The organism is Actinomadura oligospora ATCC 43269 (genome assembly GCF_000518265.1).
Lineage (GTDB): Bacteria > Actinomycetota > Actinomycetes > Streptosporangiales > Streptosporangiaceae > Spirillospora > Spirillospora oligospora.
In genome coordinates this window covers 535,049-560,369 of record NZ_KI912411.1, presented here as the reverse complement: position 1 = coordinate 560,369, position 25,321 = coordinate 535,049, and the positions used below count along the sequence as shown (strand labels likewise).

Genomic DNA, 25,321 nt, shown 5'->3' with positions numbered 1-25,321 from the left:
TTTCAAGGCGCAGCGGTCCGGTTACGTTCGGGGAGACGTGAGCGTCGCGCACATCCCGGGGATCGAGGAGGCCGCCGTGACCGAGTCCGCGTTCTCAGCCGGAGCCGTGGCCGCCGCCGTCGCGGCCGGCTCGCTCGAGGTGGTCGACCTGACCGCGCCCCTGACCGAGCGGACGCCGATCCTCCAGCTGCCCGAGCCGTTCGCGAACACCGTCCCCTTCTCGCTGCGCGAGATCAGCCGCTACGACGAGCGCGGACCGGCCTGGTACTGGAACGACATCGTCACCGGCGAGCACGTCGGGACGCACTTCGACGCGCCCGTCCACTGGGCGACCGGACGCGGCGGCGAGGACGTCTCGCAGGTCGCGCCGAGCCGCCTGGTCGCGCCCGCCGTCGTGCTCGACGCGTCCGGGCACGCCGCCGACGACCCGGGCTTCCTGCTGGAGAGCGACCACGTCCGGGAGTGGGAGAAGCGGCACGGGCCGCTGCCGGACGGCGGCTGGCTCCTCTACCGGACGGGCTGGGACGCGCGCTCCGACGACGCGGGCGCGTTCCTCAACGGCGGCGTCTGGCCGGGCATCTCCACCGGATGCGCCCGCTGGCTCGCCGAGGAGACCCCGATCCTCGGCATCGGCGTCGAGACCGTCGGCACGGACGCGGGCGCGGCGCACGGCTTCGACCCGCCGTTCCCCTGCCACTCGCACTTCCTCGGGGCGGGCAAGTACGGCCTCACCCAGCTCCGGAACCTGGACCGCCTCCCGGCGCGCGGCGCGGTGCTCGTCGCCGCGCCGCTGCCCATCGTCGGCGGCTCCGGAAGCCCCTGCCGGGTCCTCGCGCTGGTCGACCGGTGAACGTCGCCCGGGCGGTCGGGCGGGCGCTGGCCCGGCTCGGCCCGCAGACGGTGTTCGGGGTCGTCGGCAGCGGCAACTCCGAGGTGACGAACGCGCTGGTCGAGGGCGGCGTCCGGTTCGTCGCGGCCCGGCACGAGGGCGGCGCGGCGACGATGGCGGACGCCTACGCGCGGGCCGGCGGCGGGCTCGGCGTGCTCAGCGTCCACCAGGGGCCGGGCCTCACCAACGCGCTCACCGGCATCGCCGAGGCCGCCAAGAGCCGCACGCCCCTGCTGGTGCTGACCGGCGAGGTCGCCGCGTCGGCGGTGCGGTCCAACTTCCGGATCGACCAGGGGGCGCTGGCGCGGGCGGTCGGGGCCGTCCCGGAGCGGATCCACTCGCCGGAGACGGCGCTGTCGGACCTGGCCCGCGCCTGCCGGACGGCCGTCGCCGCCCGCCGGACCGTGGTGCTCGGCCTGCCGCTGGACGTCCAGGCCGCGCCCTACGACGGGCCGGACGAGTGCGTCCCGCAGGCCCCGCACGCGACGGGGACGGCCTGGCAGCCCGCCGTCCCGCCGCTCGCGGTGCCGCCGCCCGCCGCGCTCGCCCGGCTGGCCGACGCGCTCGCCTCGGCCGAGCGCCCGGTGTTCCTCGCCGGACGCGGCGCCCGGCTGTCCGGCGCGGGCGTCCCGCTCCGCACGCTCGCCGGACGCTGCGGCGCGCTGCTGGCCACCTCGGCGGTCGCGCGCGGCCTGTTCCGGGGCGACGCCTTCGACCTGGACGTCAGCGGCGGGTTCGCCACCCCGGTCGCCGCGGAGCTGATCCGCCGCGCGGACCTGCTGGTCGGCTGGGGCTGCGCGCTCAACGACTGGACGCTGCGGCACGGCGACCTGGTGGGGGAGGGCGCCCGGCTCGTCCAGGTCGACGTGGAGGCCGAGGCGCTCGGCGCGCACCGCCCGGTGGACCTCAGCCTCATCGGCGACGCCGCCGAGACCGCGCTCGCCGCGGACGCCGAGCTCGCCCGGCGCGGCCACCGGATCCGCGGCTACCGCACCCGCGCGGTCGCCGGACGCGTCGCCGCCGAGGGCCGCTGGCGCGACCTGCCGTTCAAGGACCGCTCGGACGGCGTCCGGATCGACCCGCGCACCCTCAGCGTCGCCCTGGACGACCTGCTGCCCGCCGAGCGCACCGTCGCCGTCGACTCGGGCAACTTCATGGGGTACCCCACGATGTACCTCGACGTCCCCGACGTGGACGGCCTGGTCTTCACGCAGGGGTTCCAGGCGATCGGCCTCGGCCTCGCGACGGCGGTCGGCGCGGCGCTCGCCCGGCCGGACCGGCTGACGGTCGCGGCGCTCGGCGACGGCGGCGCGATGATGTCGGCGGTCGAGCTGGACACCGCCGCCCGGCTCGGCCTCGGCCTGCTCGTCGTGGTCTACGACGACGAGGCGTACGGCGCGGAGGTGCACCACTTCGGCCCGCACGGGCACCCCCTGGACACGGTCACGTTCCCGCCCGCCGACCTCGCGGGGGTCGCCCGCGCCTACGGCTGCGAGGCGCTGGCCGTCCGGCGGGTGGAGGACCTCGAACCGGTGCGGGACTGGCTGTCCGGGCCCCGCGACCGTCCGATGGTGGTCCAGGCGAAGGTCACCTCCGACCACCCGTCCTGGTGGCTGGCGGAGGCCTTCCGCCCCCGCTGACGCCCGCCTCCCGAACGCCGCGCCGGTCGCGCCCAGCCGCCGCTGACGCGCTTTCTGAGAGCCGATCAGTCTCCGTGGAGCCCCTGATTCGCGCGGACCTGTGTCCGCGCCGCACCGGCCGCCACAACGCCCCACACGGCCACCGCAGGCCACAGCAGCACCTTCCCGGGGGGACGTCAGGGACGGGGCACGTCCTCGGCCGTCCCGCACGTGATCGCCGCGACGGCCCTCATGCCCGGCGGAACACGGTCGGCCAACGCCGCCCATATACCCGATCCGGCTCGGGGGATAGGGCTTGACCGTTTTCGCCCGCCGAACTTACCTTCGCGGCAGTTGTGTCTCACGTCACACCGCCCCTGAGGAGGAGACCATGGCGGAACGACTGAGAACGTCCTTCCGGCTGACCGGGCTGGGCCGAGAGATGGCCGCCGAGTTCGCCGGAACCCTGATCCTCATCCTGTTCGGCGTCGGCGTGGTGGCCCAGGTCGTCGCGGGAGGGATCGGGAACCACGACAGCATCGCCTGGGCCTGGGGCCTCGGCGTCACCCTCGGCGTGTACGCGTCCGCGACCATCAGCGGCGGACACCTCAACCCGGCCGTCACCCTCGCCCTCGCGGTGTTCAAGGGCTTCTCCTGGCGCAAGGTCGTCCCGTACGCGGCCGCCCAGGTCGCCGGGGCGTTCGTGGCCGCGCTGATCGTCCGGTGGAACTACACCGAGGTGCTGGCCAAGGCCGATCCCGGCCACACCGTCAAGACCCAGGGCGTGTTCTCCACGCTGCCCGGCAATGGAACGCTCCCGGTGAGCACCTGGGGCGCGCTCCGCGACCAGATCATCGGCACCGCGATCCTGCTGTTCCTCGTCCTCGCCCTCACCGACCTGAAGAACCAGCCGCCGCTCGCCAACCTCGCGCCCGTCATCATCGGCCTGCTCGTCGTCGCGATCGGCATGGCCTGGGGCACCGACGCCGGGTACGCCATCAACCCCGCCCGCGACTTCGGCCCGCGCCTGGCCGAGTACATCACCGGCTACGGAGGAGCGTGGCGCGACCAGAACCACGACCTGTACTTCTGGGTGCCGATCGTCGGCCCGCTGATCGGCGGGGTCGTCGGCGCGGGCCTCTACCTGGTATTGATCGGGAACCACCTCCCCGGGCCCGACGAGGCCGAGGGCCCCGGCGAGCACCCGGAACCGCAGTACGACGTGCCGAGCAAGGCCTGACCGCCGTCCGCCCCCACCCCGACCAGCGAGGAGAGCAGTGCCGATGGCCGACTTCGTCGGAGCCCTGGACCAGGGCACCACGAGCACCCGCTTCATGATCTTCGACCATGGCGGCAACGAGATAGCCCGCCACCAGCTCGAGCACGAGCAGATCCTGCCCCGGGCGGGCTGGGTCGAGCACGACCCGACCGAGATCTGGGAGCGCACCCGCGCCGTCATCCAGTCCACCCTCAACCGGGCGAACCTGTCCCACACCGACCTCGCCGCGCTCGGCATCACCAACCAGCGCGAGACGACCGTGGTGTGGAACCGGCGGACGGGCCGTCCCTACTACAACGCGATCGTCTGGCAGGACACCCGCACCGACCGCATCGCCTCCGCCCTGGAGCGCGACGGGCGCGGCGAGACGATCCGGCACCGCGCCGGGCTGCCGCCCGCCACCTACTTCTCCGGCGGCAAGATCCAGTGGATCCTGGAGAACGTCGACGGCGTCCGCGAGGCCGCCGAGAACGGCGAGGCCGTCTTCGGCAACATCGACACCTGGCTGCTGTGGAACCTCACCGGCGGCACCGACGGCGGCGTGCACGTCACCGACCCCACCAACGCCAGCCGCACGATGCTGATGGACCTGGAGACCCTCGACTGGGACGACCAGCTCCTGTCGTTCTTCGGCGTCCCGCGCGCGATGCTCCCCGAGATCCGGCCGTCGTCGGCGCCCGACCCCTACGGCACGACCCGCCCGGACGGCCCGCTCGGCGGCGCGGTGCCGCTGACCGGCGACCTCGGCGACCAGCAGGCCGCCACCGTCGGGCAGGTCTGCTTCTCCCCGGGCGAGGCCAAGAACACCTACGGCACCGGCAACTTCCTCCTCCTCAACACCGGCCAGGAACTCGTCCGCTCCAAGGCGGGCATGCTCACCACCGTCTGCTACAAGCTCGGCGACGCCGCGCCGGTGTACGCGCTGGAGGGCTCGATCGCGGTCACCGGATCGGCCGTCCAGTGGCTGCGCGACCAGCTCGGCATCATCTCCGGCGCGGCGCAGAGCGAGGCGCTCGCCGCGCAGGTCGAGGACAACGGCGGCGTCTACTTCGTCCCCGCGTTCTCCGGCCTGTTCGCCCCGTACTGGCGCAGCGACGCGCGTGGCGCGATCGTCGGGCTGTCCCGTTTCAACACCAACGCCCACCTGGCCCGCGCGACCCTGGAGGCGATCTGCTACCAGTCCCGCGACGTCGTGGAGGCGATGCGGGAGGACTCGGGGGTCTCGCTGGACGTGCTGAAGGTGGACGGCGGCGTCACCGCGAACGAGCTGTGCATGCAGATGCAGGCCGACATCCTCGGCGTCCCGGTGTCGCGTCCGGTGGTCGCCGAGACCACCGCGCTCGGCGCCGCGTACGCGGCGGGCCTGGCGGTCGGCTTCTGGAACTCGACCGACGAGCTGCGGCAGAACTGGAACGAGGACAAGCGCTGGTCCCCCCGCTGGGACGAGGCGCAGCGCGAGTCCGGCTACGCGGGCTGGCGCAAGGCCGTCGAACGCACCTACGGCTGGGTCGACGTCGAGTGACGTCCTAGCCCGTCCTGCCGGAACAACCGCCTTGTGAACGTGGAACCGCCCGCACCGTGACATCCGGTGCGGGCGGTTCCGCGTCCCGCCATGGCCACTCCGGACGGCCACACCCCGACGGCTACACCTCGACGGCGACGGGGCGGCGCTCCGCCTCGCCGTCCGGGGCGGGGGCCTTCCGGCGCAGGTTCATCAGCAGCGCGCCGAACGCGGCGACCGCCGCCAGCGCGGCCAGCGACCAGCCGGTCGCGTACTCGGCGTGCCGGGTGGAGCCGCTGTCCTCGTACCCGACGAGGAACAGCGTGCCGATCGTCGCGACGCCGAGCACCTGCCCGGCCTGCATGACGGTCAGCAGCAGCCCGCTGGCGTCGGCGGCGTCCTCGGGAGGGACGTCCGCCAGCGCGATCGTCATCACGATCGGCATCACGCCGAGCCCGAACCCGATCACCGCGGTCAGCGCGAGGTAGGCCGCGCCCCCGGACGCGAGCGGCCCGACCCACAGGTAGCCGAAGGCCGCGATCGTGAACCCGATCGGGACCACCCGACGGTGCCAGCCCACGGGCATGCGCTGCCAGTAGAGGCTGACGACGGCGAAGGCCAGCACGCACGGCACGAACGCCAGGCCGGACCGCAGCGGCGTCATCTTCAGGTCGCCCTGGAGGTGCAGGGTGGTGGTGAACAGGAACGAGCCCCACGATCCGGGTCCGAACAGCAGCGTGAACGCGCAGACCACGACGCCCGGCGCCCGCAGCACCCGCCCGGAGATCAGCGGACGTCCGCCGCGCGCCGCGAACCGCCGCTCGACCAGCGCGAACACGACGAACAGCACGGCGCTGGCCGCCAGCGCCGCCCAGCCCCACGCGGGCCAGCCCAGCTCGTGCCCCAGGATCAGCGGCACGACGAGCAGGACCAGCGCCGGGGTGAGGACGGCGAGCCCCACCGGGTCCAGGCCGCCGCGCCGGTCCTCGTCCGCCTTGGGCAGCAGCCGCGGCCCGGCCGCGAACAGCACCGCCCCGATCGGCACGTTCACCAGGAACACCAGGCGCCAGCCCGACCCGAACAGGTCGGCGCTGACCAGCAGTCCGCCGAGCACCTGCCCGACGACCACACCGCCCGCGATCACCATCGCGTACATGCTGAGCGCCCGGGCCCGCGCGGGACCCTGGAACCCGCGCTGGATCATGCTCATCACCTGCGGCGTCATCAGCGCCGCCCCGATGCCCTGCAGGAACCGCACGACGATGAGGAACCCGGTCGTGGGCGCGAGCCCGCAGGCCAGGGAGGCGATCGTGAAGACCGCGAGCCCGCCGAGGAACACCCTGCGGTGCCCGAGCAGGTCGCCGAGCCGGGCCCCGGTGATCAGGAGCGCCGCGTAGGCGATGATGTATCCGGCGACCACCAGCTGCAGGCTGGCGCCGCTGGCGTGCAGGTCCGCGCGCAGCGTGGGCAGCGCGACGTTGACGATGTTGACGTCGAGAATGGCCATGAACTGCCCGAGCAGCAGCAACGCCAGCATCGGGCCGGTAGACCGTGCGGAGGACGCCCGCACGCCCTTCATGCGTTCGGTCGGAAATGTCATGCATGTAGCTTCCGTCCGATGCGATACGGGTGCCGAGAGCCCCGTGATACTGGTACTGACACCACCTGGCTCGCACGCCATGCGTCCGACGGCGTGTCCGGCAGGCAGGTGTGGCCGTCCGGCTTGCAAGTCCGCAATTTCCCGGTGATGTGGCGTTCTTGCCGGTATGAACGCGATCGGACAATCAGGTGGTGGTCGATCCTGGTATTGACAGCACCTGGATCCTGGTGCCGGTGTCGGCGAGACTGGGGGAGTGACGGCGACGGTGATGGAACGGCGGACGAACGGGGGACGGCGGCGGCGGGACGAGCTGGCGGCGTTCCTGCGGAGCCGGCGCGCGCGGATCGCGCCCGAGGACGTCGGCCTGCCGCCCGCGCCCCGGCGCCGGACGCCCGGCCTGCGGCGCGAGGAGGTCGCGCAGCTCGCCGGGGTCGGCGTCACCTGGTACACCTGGCTGGAGCAGGGCCGTCCGATCAACGTCAGCACGCAGGTGCTGGACGCGGTGTCGCGGACGCTGCGGCTCGACACCGTCGAGCGCGAGCACCTGTACCGGCTGTCGGAGGTGCCCGTCCCGCCGGAGCCGGACATCGTGTCGGCGCTCAGTGAGGACGTCCGGGCGATCATGGACCGGCTCGGGCCGATGCCCGCCGTCGTGTCGAACCCGCGCAACGACGCGCTCGCCTGGAACGAGGCGTACGCGGCGCTGGTGCCGTGGGTGACCGGCGCGCCGGAGGGCGAGCGGAACTCGATGTGGCAGTTCTTCACGCGGCCCTCGTGCTGCAACCCCTGCTCCAACCTGGAGGAGCAGATCGAGGAGACCGTCGCGATGTTCCGGTACCGGTACGTCCGGAACCGGGACGACCCGCAGTTCCAGCGCCTGGTCGAGCGGCTCGTGGAGGCCAGCCCGCGGTTCGCCGAGCTGTGGCGCAACCAGGACGTCGCGGTCCCGCAGCCCTGCCAGAAGGACTTCTTCTACCCGAAGGCGGGACGGATCGCGACGCGCACCACCTCGTTCGACCTGAGCGCCCGGCCCGGCACGCGCATGGTCGTCTACACGTTCGTGGACGAGGAGAGCCAGGCGAACTTCCGGCGCCTGCTCGCCGACCCGTCGCTGACCGAGTTCGACCACACGCACTGAGTCGGGACGCGGGACGCGGGATCGCGGGGCGGGGCCGGGGTTGCGGCGGCGGGGACCGTCCGTCATCATCATCGTCATGATCGACAGGAAGGGCGGACTCCGCCCGGGCCGTTGAGCCCCACGGCAGCCGAACGGCTGCTGGCAGACGTTGAACCCCTGGCCCACCCGCGCCGCATGCGCGCGCTGGCCCTGCACGCCCGGCGGCTCGCCGGGACCCCCGAACTGGACGCGTTGCTCGCCGAGCTGTCCGGTCCCGTTCCGTACCGACGGCGCGTCGCGCTGCACATGGCGATGGCCGCCCGCGACCTCGGGCACGTGGCCGACGTCCTGGCCGGACCCGACATGGACCTGCGGAAGGCCGCGCTCCGGGCCGTCCGCACCCTGCCCGTCCCGGACGACGCCGTGGCGCGAGCCCTGGACGACGCCCCCACCGACCTGCGGCGATCCGTCTACCGGACGCTGCTGTACGCCCGCCGGACGGCGCTCGCGGACCGGCTCCTGCCGGACGTCCGGGCCCGGCACGGCGACCGCGACGCGGCGATGCTGCTGCCCGCCTGCTCCACCGGGACCGTCACCCGGCTCCTCCCGGAGCTCGCGCACGCCGTCACGATGTGGCGGGCGCTGGCCGCACGCCGTCCGGACGCGTTCCTCGACCATGTCGAGCGAGAGCTGGACACGGGGAACCGCTGGCGGGTCCTGCGCCGGCAGAACGCCGGGTTCGTCCCGGCGGCGCGGGCGCGTTCGCACAGAGCGGTGGACCTGCTCGTCCGCACCGGCCCGTCGTATCGCTCCGGCGCCCTGTCGGTGAAGGTGGTGAACGCGTTCCACGGCGCGGATCCCGCAGGGTTCGCGTCGTGGGTGGAACGGCCGGAGGCGGAGGCGCTCTCGGCGGCGATCTCCCCGCGGCTCTGCCCGGACGAGGTGGTGGCCCGGCGCCTGATGGGGTGGTCGCACGGCGGCGCCGCGCTGCTCGCGGACCTCCCGCCGCACCGCCGCGACGCGGTGTTCCGGCTGGCGGCGGAGAAGCAGGGCGGATCAGTGGGGACGTGGGCGGTCATGCCGCTGCTGCCCTGGCTGTCCCCGGAGACGGCCGCCCGCGAGGCGCGCCGCCTCCTGGAGTGGCACGCGTCGGTCTGGCACTCGTCCCGGACACGCCTGGACGATCCGGACATCCCGCTGCGCCTCACGTCGTACCTGCCGCACGACGAGGCGGTGGACGCGCTGGTCGAGGCGTCCACCGGCGGCGATCCCCGGCGGCGCGGCCTCGCCCGGACCCTGCTGCTCGCGAACGCGGCCCGAACCGGCGACCCGGTGGTCGTGGCCGAGCACCTGGCGACGATCGTCCGGCGCGTCCGGAACGAACCGGATCCGGTGCGCGCCGAGCTGTTCGCCGCCGTGACCGCGCTCAGCCCGCGTGTCCTGTCCGACGCGTGCGCGGAGCCGCTGCGCCTGCTGACCAAGGCCGTCGTCGAAGCCCGCGACACTTCCACGGACACGATGCGGGCCGTCCGCCGCCTGGCCGTCCGCGTCCTGCGGCACAGGACCGATCCGGCGCTCACCGCCTGGGCGACCGGCGCGCTCGCCGACCTGCTCGGACGCTTCGGAGCCGACGCCCTGCGTCCCGCCCCTGCCCCGGAGCAGCCGCGCTGGAGGAGACGGAGGTGGGGCAGGCGGGTTCCCCGTCCCGACGACCACCGACTCGACCGCGCGGTGCCTCCGGGTGGCGAGGCGGCCCTCCTGGAGGCGTTCGCGCCGCATCTCCAAGCGGCTCGCGAACGAGGCGACCACGAGGTGTTCGTCGCGGTCGCGGCGTCCTTCCGGCGCCGTCCGACCGGCCTGGACGACGACCTGCGCAGGGCCGTGCTGCACGCTCCCGAGAACATCGGTGCGGTGGCGGCGCGCTTCCTCCTCGCCCGGGATCCCGAGCGGGCCGCGGGGCTTCTCGCCGAGGACCCGGCGACGATCGCGCTGCCCGGCGTCTGGCGCGTGGTCACGGACCGCCGCACGGACCTGCTCACCTTCGACCGCGACCCGCACAACCGCTTCCGCCCCTGGATTCCGGACCTCAGGAACACCCGTCCCGGACGCTGGACCCCGGAGCAGGTGCGCGCCGCCAGGAACTCCCTGGACCGGGCGGCCTGCGACGAGGCGTTCGACGTCGCCGACCGGCTGCGGGCGGTCGCCTCGCTGGGACGCCTGCCCGGCCACTTCCCGGTGCTGCGCATGTGGGTGCGGGAGTCGGAGGGCGCGATGGCGGAGACGGCGCTCGACGCCGCCGCCAACCACCCCGACGCCCTGCCCCTGCTGTTCGAGATGGCGCGCGGCCCCGCGTCCGCCGTGGCCGTCGCGGGCCTGGCGCGGTGCGCCGGACGCGTCCGGCCCTCGGTCCTCGGGCCCGCGCTCACCGCCGCGCTGACCTCACCGGACGTGAAGGTGACCGTGCGCAAGCAGGCGGCCCGGCTGCTCGAACGGCATCGTCCGCCGGGCGCCCTGGACGCCCTGCTCGCCACCTGGCGCGCCCCCGACCTGCATCGCGACGTCCGGGTCGCCGTGGCCGTCGCGCTGCGGCACTTCCCGGACGGCCCTCACGCACTCGAAGCCCTGGCCGAAGCCCCGCGCGCGCACGCGTCCGAGGAGATGCTGCGGACGCTGTTCCAGGCCGCGCCCTCCGAGTACGCGCCGGACGCCCGCCCGGCCATGGCGACGCTGATCAGGGCGTGCCTGAACGCGGCCGACCTGCCCGGCGTCCGGTTCCGGGGCCGCAAGGCGTTCGCCGCCTGGGCGCGCTGGTACCCCGGCGGCCACGCGGCGACGCTGGCCGCCGCGGCCGACCCGGACGACCCGTCCGGCGACACCGAGGCGATGGTGCTCGCGGCGCTCGTCGAGGTCGGGGCCGTCCGGGACGAGGCGCTGGACGTCCTCGCCCGGCTGGCCCCGGAGGGGCTCATGCGCCACCGGGTGCGGCACCTCGTCTCCGGCCTGCGGAACCTGCTGGTCCGCTCCGCGGGCGAGGACGGGACCGAGCCGCTGCTGCGCCGCGCCGTGGACACCCTCGCGCGGCACCCGCTCCAGCTCGGCACGGCCGCGAGCCTCCACATCGCGTTGATCAACGCGGACCGGGAGACCGAGACCGACCTGACAGGCGAACTGACCGCGCTCGCCGACCTGCTGCGCGACCGGCCCGTCCAGGCGGACCGGGCCTACGGCGAACTGATCCTCGGCGGCCACTACAGCGGGGGAGCGGTCTCGCGGGACGTCCTGCCCGCCGTCGACGCCCTCATCGAGCGTGGCCACACGGCGGCGCACCTGCTCGCGCTGCGGCTGGTGCGGCGCGGGGGCGTCGACGCCGGGTGGCCGGACGAGTGGCAGGACGCCCTCGCCCGGCTCTGCGACTCCCCGCACGGCGACGTCGCCGAACCCGCCTGGAACATGGTCACCGAGGAGGGGTGACAGAGGCGGGGAGCGGGATCAGCGCGCGCTGGAGGCCGACCAGATGTTGATGCCGGCCTCCACCGCGTCCCGGTCGATCGCAGCGAGCTCCTCGGCGCTGAACGTGAGGTTCTCCTGGCTGGCCAGGCTGTTCTCCAGCTGCGCGACGCTGCTCGCGCCGATCAGCGCGGACGTGACGCGCCGGTCGCGCAGCGTCCAGGCCAGGGCCATCTGCGCCAGGGACTGGCCGCGCGACCGGGCGATCTCGTTCAGCGCGCGGATGTGCCGCAGGGACTCGGGGGTCAGCAGGTCCGGCGACAGCGACTTGCCCTGGCTGGCCCGCGACCCCTGCGGGACGCCGTCCAGGTACTTGTCGGTCAGCATGCCCTGCGCGAGCGGCGAGAACGCGATGCAGCCGACGCCCTTGTCGTCCAGGACGTCGAGCAGGCCGCCCTCGATCCACCGGTTCAGCATCGAGTAGGACGGCTGGTGGATGAGCAGCGGCGTGCCCATCTCGCGCAGGATCTCGGCGGCCTCGGCCGTCCGCTCGGGGGAGTAGGACGAGATGCCCGCGTACAGGGCCTTCCCGGAGCGGACGGCGTGGTCGAGCGCCCCCATCGTCTCCTCCAGCGGCGTCTCGGGGTCGAAACGGTGGCTGTAGAAGATGTCGACGTGGTCCAGGCCCATCCGGGACAGCGACTGGTCGAGGCTGGAGAGCAGGTACTTGCGCGAGCCCCACTCGCCGTACGGGCCGGGCCACATGTCGTACCCGGCCTTGGTGGAGATGATCAGCTCGTCCCGGTGGGGGACGAAGTCCTCGCGGAACAGGCGGCCGAAGTTCCGCTCGGCCGAGCCGTAGGGCGGGCCGTAGTTGTTGGCCAGGTCGAAGTGCGTGACGCCGAGGTCGAAGGCGCGCCGCAGGATCGCGCGCTGGACGTCCACCGGACGGTCGTCGCCGAAGTTGTGCCACAGCCCGAGCGAGATCGCGGGCAGCTTGAGGCCGCTGCGCCCGCTCCGTCGGTAGTCCATCCGGTCATAGCGCTTGTCATCGGCGGCGTAGCTCATGGCCGCCAGTCTGCCATGCCCGGGATCATGGTGTTTGGCCAGGTCGCCGGGGGAACAGGGAGCGAGGACGGCCCACGATCCCGGCCCGCCGGGCGGCCCGACGCGCCGGGTCGCTCGACAGGGCCGCCGCGGCGGGGTGAAAATACTGAACGTTCGGTCGGTAACGCGGGGGACGGCGCCGTGGCGCGCCCCGGTGCGGACGAGGAGGTCCCGTGAGCGTGCTGCGCAGCTATCTGTCCGGTTCCTGGCAGGAGGGAGGCGGCGAGGGCGCGCCCCTGCGGGACGCCGTGACCGGCGAGGAGGTCGCCCGGATCTCCACCGCGGGCCTGGACCGGGCCGCCGCCCTGGAGTACGGCCGCCGCGTCGGCGGGCCCGCCCTGCGCGAGCTGACCTTCCACCAGCGCGCCGCGCTGCTCAAGGCCCTGGCGTCCCACCTGCGCGAACACCGCGAGGAGCTGTACGCGCTGTCGGCCCGGACGGGCGCGACGCTCGGCGACTCCAAGTTCGACGTGGACGGCGGCTTCGGCACGCTGTTCGCCTTCTCCAGCAAGGGCCGCCGGGAGATGCCCAACGACACCGTCTACGTGGACGGGGCCGTCGAGCCGCTCGGCAAGGGCGGGACGTTCGTCGCGCAGCACATCTGCACGCCGCTGCACGGCGTCGCCGTCCAGATCAACGCGTTCAACTTCCCCGTGTGGGGGCCGCTGGAGAAGCTCGCGCCCGCGTTCCTCGCCGGCATGCCCAGCCTGGTCAAGCCCGCCGAGCAGACCGCCTACCTGACCGCGCGGCTGGTCGAGCTGATCGTGGAGAGCGGCATCCTGCCCGAGGGCTCGGTCCAGCTGCTCACCGGCGAGGCGGGCGACCTGCTCGACCACCTCACCGAGCAGGACGTCGTCGCGTTCACCGGATCCGCCGACACCGCCGCCCGGCTGCGCGTGCACCCGGCGGTCGTCCGGCACGCGGTCCGGTTCAACGCCGAGGCCGACTCTCTGAACGTCTCGATCCTCGGCCCGGACGCCACGCCCGGCACGCCCGAGTTCGACCTGTACGTGAAGCAGCTGGTCAGCGAGATGACCGTGAAGGCGGGCCAGAAGTGCACGGCGATCCGCCGCGCGCTGGTCCCCGCCGACCGGATGGAGGACGTCGCGGAGGCCGTCCGCGCGCGGCTGGCGAAGGTCACCGTCGGGAACCCGGCGAACCCCGACGTCCGGATGGGCGCGCTCGCCACGCTGGAGCAGCGCGAGGAGGTCCGCCGCTCGCTCAAGGGCCTGCTGGACGCCGGGACGATCCTGTTCGGCGACCCCGCCCACGTGGACGTCGTCGACGCCGACGCCGAGCGCGGCGCGTTCCTGTCCCCGATCCTGCTGCGCGCCGACGACCCGGCCCGCGCCGAGCCGCACGAGATCGAGGCGTTCGGCCCGGTCTCCACGCTCATCCCCTACGAGGGCGCCGAGCAGGCCGTCGAGCTGGCCGCGCGCGGCCGGGGCAGCCTCGCCGGGTCGGTCGTGTCGGCCGACGCGGACTTCGTCCGGACGGTCGTCCTCGGCGCCGCGCCCTGGCACGGCCGCCTGCTCGTGCTGAACGGCGCGGACGCCAAGGAGTCGACCGGGCACGGCTCGCCGCTGCCGATGCTCGTCCACGGCGGCCCCGGGCGCGCCGGAGGCGGCGAGGAGATGGGCGGCGTCCGAGGCGTCGTCCACCACATGCAGCGCACCGCCGTCCAGGCCGACCCGGCGATGCTCACCGCGATCACCGGCCGCTGGGTGCCGGGCGCCGAGCGGACGGTCACGACCGACCACCCCTTCCGCAAGCACCTGGAGGACCTGCGCGTCGGCGACACCGTCATCGCAGGCCCGCGCCGGGTCACCCTCGAGGACGTCGAGCACTTCGCCGAGTTCACCGGCGACACCTTCTACGCCCACATGGACGAGGAGGCCGCCGCCGCCAACCCGTTCTTCGACGGGCGCGTCGCGCACGGCTACCTCGTCCTGTCGTTCGCGGCCGGGCTGTTCGTCGACCCCGACCCCGGGCCCGTCCTGGCGAACTACGGGCTGGAGAACCTGCGGTTCCTCACCCCGGTCTACCCCGGCGACGAGATGACCGCGACGCTCACCGCCAAGCAGCTGATCCCGCGCGAGGGCGCCGAGCACGGCGAGGTCCGCTGGGACGTGGACGTCACCAACCAGAAGGGGGAGTCGGTCGCCAAGTACGATCTGCTCACCCTGGTCGCCAAGCGCGCCTGACCGAACGGGCCGCGCCCCCGGCGGGGGCGCGGCCGTCAGCCGGTGAGCGACTGGGTGCCGAGGACGGTGAGGAGCGCGAGCTTCTCGGCGTCCTCGGTGCCCGGCTCGGCCGTGTAGACGATGACGCGCAGGTCGGTCCCGGTGACCGTGAACATGTCGCAGTCGAGCGTGACCACCCCGACCACCGGATGGTCGATCACCTTGGACTGGAGCTCGTGCCGCTGGACGACCCCGGAGTCCCACAGCTCGGCGAACCGCGCGCTACCGGCCCGCAGGTCGGCGATCAGCTCCCGCAGCGCCAGGTCGGCCGGGTAGCGGGCCGCCGCGTTCCGCAGGTCGCTGACCAGGGCGGTGTGGAACGCCAGGAGTGACTCCGGCGTGTGCCGGGCCCACCCGCCGGGGCCGAGGAAGTGCCGCCACACCACGTTGCGCTCGATCCCGTGCCATCCGGACGGGTCGCCCATCAGCGCCGAGTACGGCGCGTTCGCCAGCAGGATCGTCCAGGCGGCGTCGTGGACCGCGACGGGCGTGCCCGCCATCCGGTCCAGCAGCCGGTGGACGCCCGGGGTGAGGAAGCGTGGCACGGTGTCGGGGCCGGGCGGGACGAGCCCGGCGAGCCGGAACAGGTGCGCCCGCTCCTCGGCCGACAGCCGCAGCGCCCGCGCGAGGGCCTCCACGACCTGCCCGGACGGGTGGGACGCGCGGCCCTGCTCGAGCCGGGTCACGTAGTCCGCCGAGATCCCGGCGAGCATCGCCAGCTCCTCGCGGCGCAGCCCGCTCGCGCGCCGCCGCCCGCCCGCCGGGAGCCCGGCCGCGTCCGGCTGGACCCGGTCGCGCCAGATCCGCATCGTCCGGCCGAAGTCCGTGGTCGTCATGATCCCAGTGTGCCCGCACTCGGGACCGCCTTCCTGGTACTGGCATTCCCAGGAAAACGGGTCGACTGGTGGGACCCGGCGTCCGGGGGAAGCCTGGAGGCATGACGACGACACTGATCACCGGAGCGAACAAGGGCCTGGGCCACGAGACCGCGCGGCGGCTCGTCGAGGCAGGACACACCGTCTACGTGGGCGCGCGGGACCCGGAGCGGGGCCGCCGGGCCGCCGCGGAGCTGGGCGCGCGGTTCGTCCAGCTGGACGTGACCGACGACGCGTCCGTGGAGGCCGCCGCCAAGGCGGTCGAGGCGGACGGCGGGCTGGACGTGCTGGTCAACAACGCGGGCATCGAGTGGCGGGAGCCGGACGGGAGCGTCCCCGGCCCCGGGGAGCTGACCGCCGACGCCCTCCGGACGGTCTTCGACACCAACGTGTTCGGCGTGGTGCGCGTGACGCACGCGTTCCTGCCGCTGCTGAGGCGGTCGGACGCGCCCGTCATCGTGAACGTCAGCAGCGGCCTCGCGTCGCTGGCGAAGACCACCACCCCGGGGACGCCGCACGCTGGCTACCCCGGCGTGGCCTACCCGACGTCCAAGACGGCGGTCAACATGATCACCGTGAAGTACGCCGCCGCCTTCCCGGAGATGCGGATCAACGCGGTCGAGCCCGGCTACACCGCGACCGACCTGAACCAGCACGCGGGGCACCAGACCGTCGAGGAGGGAGCGGAGATCATCGTCCGGATGGCGCAGATCGGCCCGGACGGCCCGACCGGCACCTACACAGACGCGAAGGGCCCCCTGCCCTGGTGACCGGCCGCACGGCCGTGTGAGCCACGGTCGTGAGCCACGGCTCGAAGGCCGTGTTGTGAGGGCCGCTCGGACGCTCGGGAGGGCGTCCGGGCGGCCCCGCCCTATACTCGTTCGGTAAAGCGAACGCCGGTAGGGCACTGTCCGCCCCGCCGGACGACGAAGGGAACGCGGGTGAGCGAATCAGTGCGCGACATGCTGGCGGAGAACCTCCGCCGGGCGCGCGCCGAACGCGGGTTGTCGCTGTCGGAGCTGTCCCGCCGCTCCAAGATCGGCAAGGCGACGTTGTCGCAGCTGGAGGCGGGCGCGGGCAATCCGACGATCGAGACCGTGTTCAGTCTGTCGCGGGCCCTTGAGGTGCCGATCTCCGACCTGCTGGACAGTGACCGGCCGAGCGGGCTCACCGTGGTCCGGGCCGCGCAGGTGGAGGTGCTGTCCGGCGCGGGCGTCGACCTGCGCCCGCTGCGCGGCATCGAGTCCGGCGACGCCATCGTCGAGGTGTACGACCAGCAGGTCAGGGCCGACTCCCGGCAGGACTCGCTCGGCCACGTCGGCATCGAGCACACCATCGTCCAGGCGGGGCGGCTGGGCGTTCGGGTCGACGGACGGGAGGTCGAGCTCGGCCCCGGCGACTACGTCGGCTTCGACGGCCTCCTCCCGCACAGCTACACCGCCCTCTCCGGGCCCGTTCGTTCGGTGCTCCTCCTCCAGTACCGTTCTGACCAGCGGCTTCACTCCGCGAAGGCCGGGCCGCCGTGTCTGGTGGAAACTCCGTGAACTCGGTCGCGCGGGACCGTTGACAGGGCGTGAACGCGCGTCATAACCTCCGAAGCGTTCGGTTTAACGAACGAGCTGGAGGGGAACGCATGCGCGTTGTGGTCGTGGGCGCCGGAATCGTCGGCGCCGCCTGCGCGCGGGAGCTGGCACGGTCCGGGTTCGCGGTGACCGTCCTCGACCGGGGCGGCCCCGCGGCGGCGACCACCGCGCACGGCGAGGGCAACATCCTGGTCTCCGACAAGGGGCCGGGCCCGGAGCTCGAGCTGGCGAAGCTGTCCCGGCGGCTGTGGCCCGAGATCCTGGACGGCCTGCCGAACCGCGGGGGCGTCGAGTGGGACGCCAAGGGCGGCATCGTCGTCGCGACGACCGAGGACGGCGCCCGCGAGCTGGCGCGGTTCGCCGAGGGCCAGCGCGCGGTCGGCGTCATCGCCGAGCCGATGGACGAGCGGACCCTCGCCGCCGCCGAACCGCACCTCACCCGCGACGTCGCCGCCGCCGTCCACTACCCGGACGACGCGCAGGTCCAGCCGTCCGGCGCGGCGACCGCGCTCCTGGCGGACGCCCTGCGGCACGGCGCCGAACTCCGCACCGGCTGCGAGCTGCTCGGCGCGCGCGTCGAGGGAGGCCGCCTCACCGGCGTCCGCACCTCCGGCGGCGTCCTGCCCGCCGACCTCGTCGTGAACGCCGCCGGGCCCTGGTCGGGGGAGACCGCGTCCCGGCTCGGCGCGCCGGTCGACGTCCGGCCGCGGCGCGGCGAGGTGCTGGTCACCACGCCGCTTCCGCCGACCGTTTTCCACAAGGTCTACGACGCCGACTACGTCGGCGCGGTCGGCAGCGGCGCGCAGGACCTGCAGACCTCCGCCGTCGTCGAGTCCACCCGCGCCGGGACCGTCCTGCTCGGCTCGGCCCGCCGCCGCGTCGGGTTCGACGACCGGATCCGCCCGCACGTCCTCGCCGAGATCGCCCGCAAGGCGCTGCGACTGTACCCGGGCCTCGCGGGCGCGCAGGTGATGCGCGCGTACGGCGGGTTCCGGCCCTACGTCCCCGACCACCTGCCGGTCATCGGACCCGACCCGCGCCTGCCCGGCCTCTGGCACGCCACCGGGCACGAGGGCGCGGGCATCGGCCTCTCGGTGGGCACCGCGCTCCTGCTGCGCGAGCTGGCCACCGGGTCCGCGCCGTCCCTCGACCCGGAGCCGTTCCGGGCCGACCGGCCCGCCGTCCTCGGCGCCGACGCTTCGGAAGGAGCAGCGTGAGCCCCCGCATCGTCCCCGCGAGCACGGACGCCGTCCGCCGCCGCGCGACCCCGCTGACGATCACCGTGGACGGCGTCCCGGTGACCGGCGCGGCGGGCCAGAGCGTCGCGGGCGTGCTGCTCGCGGACGGACGCCGCGCCTGGCGGTCCGGGCCGTCCGGCGCCCCGCGCGGCGTGTTCTGCGGCATCGGCGTCTGTTTCGACTGCCTGGTCACCGTCAACGGCGAACGCGACGTGCGTGCGTGCCGCCGTCGCGTGTGCGACGGCGACGTCGTCACCACCCAGTCACGTGAGGCGGGGGAGGAGCGTTGAGCAGGCACGTCGTCATCGTCGGCGCGGGCCCGGCCGGGCTCGCCGCCGCTGCCGCCGCGCTGCGCGCCGGAGCCCGCGTCACCCTGCTGGACGCGTCGGACCGTCCCGGCGGCCAGTACCACCGCATGCTCCCGGCCGAGTACGAGGCCGAGAACAACGGTCGCCTGCACCACGGCTGGGACGACTTCGACCGGCTTCGCGAGCACGTCCTGACCCACCCGCGCGCCGAGTGGTGGCCCGACTCGTCGGTCTGGTCCCTCGAACGCGCCGACGACGGCACGAGCACGCCGCGCGTCCACGTGCTGCGCGGCCCCGCCGACGGGACGGGACGCGAGCGGCACGTCCTCATGCCCGACGCCCTCGTCCTCGCGACGGGCGCGCACGACCGCGTCCTGCCGTTCCCGGGCTGGCAGCTGCCCGGCGTGTTCACCGCCGGAGCCGCCCAGGCCCTCGCGAAGGGGGAGCGGGTCGTCGTCGGCGACCAGGTCGTCGTCGCCGGATCCGGGCCGTTCCTGCTGCCGGTCGCCGCGTCCCTGCTCGAAGCCGGATCGGACGTCCGCGAGGTGCTGGAGGCCAACCCCGCCGCGACCGTGCTGCGCGGCTGGTCCACGCGGCCGTGGGAGCTCGCGTCGCAGACCGGAAAGGCCGCTGAGCTTGCCGAATACACCGGACTGCTCGCACGGCACCGGGTCCCTTACCGCCTCGGGCGCACCGTCGTCGAGGCGCGCGGCGACGGCCGGGTCGAGGAGGTCGTCACCGCCCGCCTCACCGCCGACTGGACGCCCGTCCCCGGCACCGAGCGCACCGTCGCCGTGGACGCGGTGTGCGTGACGCACGCCTTCAGCCCCCAGCTCGAACTGCCCGTCGCCGCCGGATGCGAGCTGCGCGACGGCTTCGTCCACGTGGACGAGGCGCAGCGCACGACGGCCCCCGGCGTGTACGCGGCCGGTGAGATCACCGGGATCGCGGGCGCGCCCGCCTCCCGCGCCGAGGGACTGCTCGCGGGCTGGACGGCCGCGGGCGGCGACCCGTCCGACCGGGCCGTCCGTTCCGTCGTGCGCCGCCGCGACCAGGGCCGCGCGTTCGCCGCGCGGCTCGCCGCCGCCCACCCCGTCGGGACCGGCTGGCCGGACTGGCTGCGTCCCGACACCCTGATCTGCCGCTGCGAGGAGACCGACTACCGGACCCTCCGCGCCGCGGCCGAGGACCCGGCCACCGGCGCCCCGCGCGCCGTGAGGCTCGGCACCCGTGCCGGGCTCGGCCCCTGCCAGGCCAGGATCTGCGGCCCTGCGGTCGCCGACCTGTGCGGACGGTCGCCCGACCGCGCCGTGCCCGGCCTGGCGTCCGCGAGCCACCATCGCCGTCCGGTCGCCCAGCCGATCCGGCTCGGCGAGCTGGCCGCGCCCCCCGCAGGGCCCCCTGAGAAAGAAGGAGAACAGCACCCGTGAGCGGTGAGAAGAAGTACGAGAGCCTCGGCGGCGTCATCGTCGCTACCGCCCTGCCGTACAAGGACGACCCGGCCGCGCCCGCCGGGCTCTCGGTGGACTACGACCGGTTCGCCGAGCACTGCCGCTGGCTGGTCGACAACGGCTGCCGCGGCGTCGGCCCGAACGGCTCGCTCGGCGAGTACTCGTCGCTGACCGACGAGGAGCGCCGCCGCGCGGCCAAGACCGCGATCGAGGCCGTCGGCAAGGACGGCGTGGTCGTCGTCGGCGTCCACGGCCCCGGCGCGCACCAGGCCAGGCACTGGGCCGAGCTCGCCGCCGAGGACGGCGCGGACGGCGTCCTCTGCCTGCCGCCGACCATGTACCGCGCCAACCGCGGCGAGGTCATCGCGCACTACGAGGCGGTCGCGTCCGCCGGGCTGCCGGTGATGGCCTACAACAACCCGATCGACACCAAGGTCGACCTCACCCCGGACCTGCTCGCCGAGATCGCGCAGATCGACGGGATCGTGGCGGTCAAGGAGTTCTCCGGCGACGTCCGCCGCATCCTGGAGATCAAGGAGAAGGCCCCCGGCCTGGAGGTCGTCGCGGGCGCCGACGACGTCACCCTCGAGGCGCTGCTGATGGGCGCGACCGGCTGGTTCGCGGGCTTCCCGAACGTGTTCCCGGCCGAGTCCGCCGAGCTGTTCGAGCTCGCCACCGCGGGCAAGCTGGAGGAGGCCCGGGCGCTGTACGAGCCGCTGGTCGCCGCGTTCCGCTGGGACTCGCGCACCGAGTTCGTCCAGGCCATCAAGCTCGGCATGGAGATGGTCGGCCGGTACGGCGGCCCGTGCCGTCCGCCGCGCGGCCCGCTCACCCCCGAGCACCGCGCCGGGGTCGTCGCCGACATGGAACGCGCCATCGCCGCCCTCGAGCAGCGCAAGGCCGCCTGATGCGCGCGGCCCGCGCGATCTCCGCGGTCGACTCCCACACCGAGGGGATGCCGACCCGCGTCGTCACCGGAGGCGTCGCGCCGATCCCCGGCGCGACCACGGCCGAGCGCCGCCGCCACGCGATGGAGCACCTGGACGGGCTGCGCGGCTTCCTGATGAACGAGCCGCGCGGGCACGCCGCGATGAGCGGCGCGCTGCTGCAGCCGCCGCTGCGCGACGACGCCGACTGGGGCGTGGTCTACGTCGAGGCGAGCGGGTTCCTGCCCATGTGCGGGCACGGGACGATCGGCGTCGCGACCGTGCTGGTCGAGACCGGCATGGTCGAGGTCACCGAGCCGGAGACCGTCGTCCGGCTGGACGTCCCGGCCGGGCTGGTCGAGGCGCGCGTGGCCGTGAAGGACGGCCGCGCCGAGAAGGTCACCCTGCGCAACGTCCCGTCCTTCGCGCTCGAACTGGACGCGAAGGTCGACGTGCCCGGCTACGGGACGGTCCGCTACGACATGGCGTACGGGGGCAACTTCTACGCCATCCTCGACCTGGAGTCGGTCGGCCTGCCGTTCGAGCGCTCGCGCAAGGACGACATCATCAAGGCCGGCCTCGCCCTCATGGACGCCATCAACGAGCGGAACCGTCCCGTCCACCCCGAGGACGAGCTGATCGGCGGCTGCAAGCACGTCCAGTTCCTCGCGCCCGGCTCGAACGCCGAGCGCAGCCGGAACGCGATGGCGATCCACCCCGGATGGTTCGACCGGTCGCCGTGCGGCACCGGGACCAGCGCGCGCATGGCCCAGCTCCACGCGCGCGGCGAACTGGCCCTGGACAACGACTTCGTCAACGAGTCCTTCATCGGCACCCACTTCACCGGACGCGTGACCGGCACGACCGAGGTCGGCGGGCTGCCCGCCGTCCTGCCCGAGTTCTCCGGGCGGGCCTGGATCACCGGGACCGCCACCTACACGCTCGACCCGAGCGACCCCTTCCCCGAGGGCTTCGTCCTCTGACGAGCCCCTCTCCGGGGTTCCGGACCCGACGGGTTCCCGAACCCTCCCGGAGGTCCTGAACCGCCGGACGGCGCGCGTCGCCGCCGTCCGGCGGGCCTCCCACCCCGTGAACACCCCCTCGACCTCCCCGGAGGTGCCCCGCATGTCTCGACTCATGCCCGAAACAGGGCTCGACCCGCGGCCGAAGCCCATGTCGCGGGCCGGTATGTTCCGGCTGAAGCCGGTCGACACGTCCGAAGAGGAGCAGGCCGGCGGCCTGCGCCGCACCATGGGCCTGTGGCAGCTGGTCGCGCTCAGCCTCGGCGGCCTGGTCGGCGCCGGGGTCTTCTCGCTCGCGGGCGTCGTCGCGCACGAGGACGCCGGGCCCGGCGTGATGATCTCGTTCCTCATCGCGATCGTCGCCAGCGCCGCCGCCGCGCTCTGCTACGCCGAGTTCGCCGGGATGATCCCGAAGGCCGGCTCGGCCTACACCTACTCCTACGCGGCGCTCGGCGAGCTGGTCGGCTGGGCGATCGGCTGGGACCTGCTGCTGGAGTACACCGCGATCGTCGCGGTCGTCGCCATCGCGATCTCCGGCTACCTCTCCTACCTGTTCGGGCAGATGGGCCTGGACCTGCCGGACTGGATGCTCGGCGCGCCCGGCACCGGATCCGGGCACAAGGTCGACCTGTTCGCCGCGCTGCTGTGCCTGCTGCTGGCGTTCGTCCTGTCGCGCGGCACCAAGGAGTCGGCCCGCTTCGAGACGATCCTGGTCGTGGTGAAGCTCGGCATCGTCGCGCTGGTCATCGTCGTCGGCGCGTTCCACATCTCGGGCGGCAACTACACGCCGTTCCTGCCGTTCGGCATCGGCGGCGCGGTCTCCGGCGCGGCCACCACGTTCTTCGCCGTGTACGGTTACGACGCGATGAGCGCCGCCGCCGAGGAGAGCGCCGAGGCCAAGAAGGTGCTGCCGCGCGCGATCGTGATCTCGCTGGTCATCGCCGCCGTCATCTACATCGCGGTCTGCCTGGTGCTGCTCGGCATGGTGAAGTACACCGAGATCGACACCAAGAGCCCGTTCTCCAGCGCGCTCGCCTCGGTCGGGTTCGCCTGGCTCGGCACCGTCGTCGCGGTCGGCGCGGTCGTCGGCATCACCACGTCCGCGCTGGCGAACATGCTGGCGGTCACCCGCGTCTGGTTCTCGATGAGCCGGGACGGCCTGCTGCCCGCCTGGTTCGCCCGCAACCACGCCACCCGCGCCGTCCCGACCCGGGTGATCTGGCTGGTCGGCGCCGGGTCGGCGGTCATCGCCGGGGTGCTGCCGATCCGCGAGGCCGCCGACCTCACCAACATCGGCATCCTGATGGCGTTCATCGTCGTGTCGGTGGCGATCGTGGTGCTGCGCCGGACGCGCCCGGACCTGCCGCGCTCGTTCCGGACGCCGCTGGTGCCGCTCGTCCCGCTGATCGGCATCGCCTTCGCGATCTGGCTGATCGCCAACCTCGACTGGGTCACCTGGGTCCGGTTCGCCGTGTGGATGCTCATCGGCCTGGTCGTGTACGCCTTCTACGGGTACCGGCACTCGGCGGAGAACCGCTCCGCCGGGGACGCCGTCCCGGACTCCAACCCCGAAGGGAGAAACCCGTGAGCGACACCGCTGTCGACTCCGTGGTCGACACCGTGGTCACGGCGGCGGCCGAGGCCGCGCCGGAGTGGGCCGCCGCGCCCCGCAGCCGGTCCTCGGCCCTGGTCGCGGTCGCGAACGCGCTCGAGGCGCACCGCGCCGAGCTCGTGGAGCTCGCCGACGCCGAGGCGCACCTCGGCCCGGCGCGGCTGAACGGCGAGCTGACCCGCACCACCTTCCAGCTGAAGCTGTTCGCCGAGCAGGTGGACGACGGCCGCTACCTGGACGTCCGGATCGACCGCCCCGACCCGCAGTGGCCCAGCGGCCCCCGCCCGGACCTGCGCCGCTACCGGGCCGCGCTCGGCCCGGTCCTGGTGTTCGCGGCGAGCAACTTCCCGTTCGCGTTCAGCGTCGCGGGCGGCGACACCGCCTCGGCGTGGGCGGCGGGCTGCCCCGTCGTGGTGAAGGCGCACCCCGGGCACCCCCGGCTGTCCCGGCGCACCGCCGAGATCATCACGGCGGCGCTGCACGACGCGGGCGCCCCGGACGGCGCGTTCGCGCTGATCGAGGGCGAGGACGCGGGCGTCGCGGCGCTCCGGCACCCGAAGATCACCGCCGCCGCGTTCACCGGGTCGCAGCGCGGCGGGCTCGCGCTCGCCCGCATCGCCGCCGAGCGTCCGGTGCCGGTCCCGTTCTACGGCGAGCTCGGCAGCGTCAACCCCGTCGTCGTCACGCCCGCCGCCGCCAAGGCGCGCACGGACGAGATCGCGGACGGCTACACCGGGTCGGTCACCCAGGGCGCGGGCCAGTTCTGCACCAACCCCGGCCTGGTGTTCCTCCCCGCGGACGGCGACCTGCTCGACACCATCGCCCGCCGGATGGGCGGCGCGTCCGCCGCGCCGATGCTGAACGACCGGATCGCGGGCGGCTTCGAGGGCGCCTCGCGCGCCCTGGCGGGCCGTCCGGGCGCGCGGACCCTGGTGTGGCCGGACGACCCGACCGCGCCGCGCCTGCTCGCCATGGACCTGGCGGCCTTCACCGCCGACCTCGACGCCGCGTCCGAGGAGTGCTTCGGGCCGCTCGGGCTGGCCGTGCTCTACGAGCGGATCGAGGACGTCGCGGACGCGCTCGCCGCGCTTCCCGGCCAGCTCACCGCCTCCCTGCACGCCGAGGGCGAGGAGGCCGCGGAACTCGGCGTTCTCGCCGGGGCCCTCGCCGACCGGGCCGGACGCCTGCTGTGGAACCAGTGGCCGACCGGGGTGTCGGTCACGTCCGCGATGCAGCACGGCGGCCCGTTCCCGGCGACGGTCGGCCCGGCGACGACCTCGGTCGGGACGGCGGCGATCGAGCGTTTCCTGCGCCCGGTCGCCTACCAGAACTGCCCGCAGGACCTGCTGCCCCCGCCGCTGCGCGACGACAACCCCTGGAACGTCCCGCAGAGCATCTCCTGACCCCGTCGCGACGGCGGCCGTCCCGGACCTCCCGGGACGGCCGCCGTCGCACGTCTCCGGGGGCCCGGCGGTTCGGCGGTGGCCGCAGTCGGCCGCGCCGA

Annotated in this window: 19 protein-coding genes; 16 read left to right on the top strand and 3 right to left on the bottom strand. The window is 74.2% G+C overall.

What is annotated here, in order from left to right:
- The first annotated feature begins 37 nt into the window (after positions 1-37).
- The 4 genes from P696_RS0139470 (at position 38) to glpK (ending at position 5,309) form a co-directional block, all read left to right on the top strand.
- Positions 38-850, top strand: coding sequence for a cyclase family protein (locus P696_RS0139470; RefSeq protein WP_245627981.1), 813 nt, complete (start codon positions 38-40; stop codon positions 848-850).
- Positions 847-2,529 (top strand): thiamine pyrophosphate-binding protein, encoded by a 1,683-nt coding sequence (locus P696_RS0139465; protein ID WP_026416637.1) that lies wholly within the window; start codon positions 847-849, stop codon positions 2,527-2,529. The genes P696_RS0139470 and P696_RS0139465 overlap by 4 nt, the downstream gene beginning before the upstream one ends.
- A gap of 370 nt (positions 2,530-2,899) precedes the next feature.
- Positions 2,900-3,748: an MIP/aquaporin family protein gene (locus P696_RS0139460; protein ID WP_026416636.1), complete on the top strand. Its 849-nt coding sequence runs from the start codon at positions 2,900-2,902 to the stop codon at positions 3,746-3,748.
- Positions 3,749-3,791: 43 nt separating this feature from the next.
- Positions 3,792-5,309 (top strand): glycerol kinase GlpK, encoded by a 1,518-nt coding sequence (gene glpK, locus P696_RS0139455; RefSeq protein ID WP_026416635.1) that lies wholly within the window; start codon positions 3,792-3,794, stop codon positions 5,307-5,309.
- Between the two features lie 121 nt (positions 5,310-5,430).
- Here the strand turns inward: glpK and P696_RS51210 are convergent, their stop codons facing one another.
- Positions 5,431-6,888: an MFS transporter gene (locus P696_RS51210; protein WP_157430208.1), complete on the bottom strand. Its 1,458-nt coding sequence runs from the start codon at positions 6,886-6,888 to the stop codon at positions 5,431-5,433.
- A gap of 253 nt (positions 6,889-7,141) precedes the next feature.
- Between P696_RS51210 and P696_RS51205 the strand changes: the two genes are divergently transcribed.
- Entirely contained in the window at positions 7,142-8,026 is an 885-nt protein-coding gene (locus tag P696_RS51205; protein ID WP_211245978.1) for a helix-turn-helix transcriptional regulator, read from the top strand.
- 174 nt (positions 8,027-8,200) lie between these two features.
- On the top strand, positions 8,201-11,476 hold the full coding sequence (locus P696_RS0139440; RefSeq protein ID WP_026416634.1) for a hypothetical protein: 3,276 nt from the start codon (positions 8,201-8,203) through the stop codon (positions 11,474-11,476).
- 18 nt (positions 11,477-11,494) lie between these two features.
- Here the strand turns inward: P696_RS0139440 and mgrA are convergent, their stop codons facing one another.
- On the bottom strand, positions 11,495-12,520 hold the full coding sequence (mgrA, locus tag P696_RS0139435) for an L-glyceraldehyde 3-phosphate reductase (RefSeq protein WP_026416633.1): 1,026 nt from the start codon (positions 12,518-12,520) through the stop codon (positions 11,495-11,497).
- A gap of 212 nt (positions 12,521-12,732) precedes the next feature.
- On the opposite strand from mgrA, the gene paaZ reads away from it, so the two are divergent.
- Positions 12,733-14,763: a phenylacetic acid degradation bifunctional protein PaaZ gene (paaZ, locus tag P696_RS0139430; protein WP_026416632.1), complete on the top strand. Its 2,031-nt coding sequence runs from the start codon at positions 12,733-12,735 to the stop codon at positions 14,761-14,763.
- Between the two features lie 35 nt (positions 14,764-14,798).
- Here the strand turns inward: paaZ and P696_RS0139425 are convergent, their stop codons facing one another.
- Positions 14,799-15,638 carry a helix-turn-helix transcriptional regulator gene (locus tag P696_RS0139425; protein ID WP_026416631.1) on the bottom strand — a complete coding sequence of 280 codons (840 nt, stop codon included), beginning with the start codon at positions 15,636-15,638 and terminating at the stop codon, positions 14,799-14,801.
- 101 nt (positions 15,639-15,739) lie between these two features.
- Here P696_RS0139425 and P696_RS0139420 point away from each other — a divergent pair, with 101 nt between their 5' ends.
- The 9 genes from P696_RS0139420 (at position 15,740) to P696_RS0139380 (ending at position 25,220) form a co-directional block, all read left to right on the top strand.
- The gene (locus tag P696_RS0139420) at positions 15,740-16,447 is read left to right on the top strand and encodes an SDR family NAD(P)-dependent oxidoreductase (RefSeq protein WP_026416630.1); all 708 of its coding nucleotides are present in this window, start codon (positions 15,740-15,742) and stop codon (positions 16,445-16,447) included.
- A gap of 171 nt (positions 16,448-16,618) precedes the next feature.
- Positions 16,619-17,221 (top strand): helix-turn-helix domain-containing protein, encoded by a 603-nt coding sequence (locus P696_RS51200; protein ID WP_211245977.1) that lies wholly within the window; start codon positions 16,619-16,621, stop codon positions 17,219-17,221.
- 89 nt (positions 17,222-17,310) lie between these two features.
- Positions 17,311-18,477 carry an NAD(P)/FAD-dependent oxidoreductase gene (locus tag P696_RS0139410; RefSeq protein WP_034489128.1) on the top strand — a complete coding sequence of 389 codons (1,167 nt, stop codon included), beginning with the start codon at positions 17,311-17,313 and terminating at the stop codon, positions 18,475-18,477.
- Entirely contained in the window at positions 18,474-18,788 is a 315-nt protein-coding gene (locus tag P696_RS0139405; protein WP_026416628.1) for a (2Fe-2S)-binding protein, read from the top strand. Before P696_RS0139410 ends, P696_RS0139405 begins: the two co-directional genes overlap by 4 nt.
- Complete coding sequence (locus P696_RS0139400) at positions 18,785-20,236, top strand: FAD/NAD(P)-dependent oxidoreductase (RefSeq protein ID WP_026416627.1); 1,452 nt, start codon at positions 18,785-18,787, stop codon at positions 20,234-20,236. The genes P696_RS0139405 and P696_RS0139400 overlap by 4 nt, the downstream gene beginning before the upstream one ends.
- Positions 20,233-21,165: a dihydrodipicolinate synthase family protein gene (locus tag P696_RS0139395; RefSeq protein WP_026416626.1), complete on the top strand. Its 933-nt coding sequence runs from the start codon at positions 20,233-20,235 to the stop codon at positions 21,163-21,165. Before P696_RS0139400 ends, P696_RS0139395 begins: the two co-directional genes overlap by 4 nt.
- Positions 21,165-22,166 carry a proline racemase family protein gene (locus P696_RS0139390; RefSeq protein WP_026416625.1) on the top strand — a complete coding sequence of 334 codons (1,002 nt, stop codon included), beginning with the start codon at positions 21,165-21,167 and terminating at the stop codon, positions 22,164-22,166. Before P696_RS0139395 ends, P696_RS0139390 begins: the two co-directional genes overlap by 1 nt.
- A gap of 142 nt (positions 22,167-22,308) precedes the next feature.
- Positions 22,309-23,793, top strand: a complete 1,485-nt coding sequence (locus P696_RS51195) for an amino acid permease (RefSeq protein ID WP_245627980.1) — start codon at positions 22,309-22,311, stop codon at positions 23,791-23,793.
- A complete protein-coding gene (locus P696_RS0139380) occupies positions 23,790-25,220 on the top strand; it encodes an aldehyde dehydrogenase (NADP(+)) (RefSeq protein WP_034489126.1) in 1,431 nt (476 codons plus the stop codon). The genes P696_RS51195 and P696_RS0139380 overlap by 4 nt, the downstream gene beginning before the upstream one ends.
- The last annotated feature ends 101 nt before the right edge of the window (positions 25,221-25,321 follow it).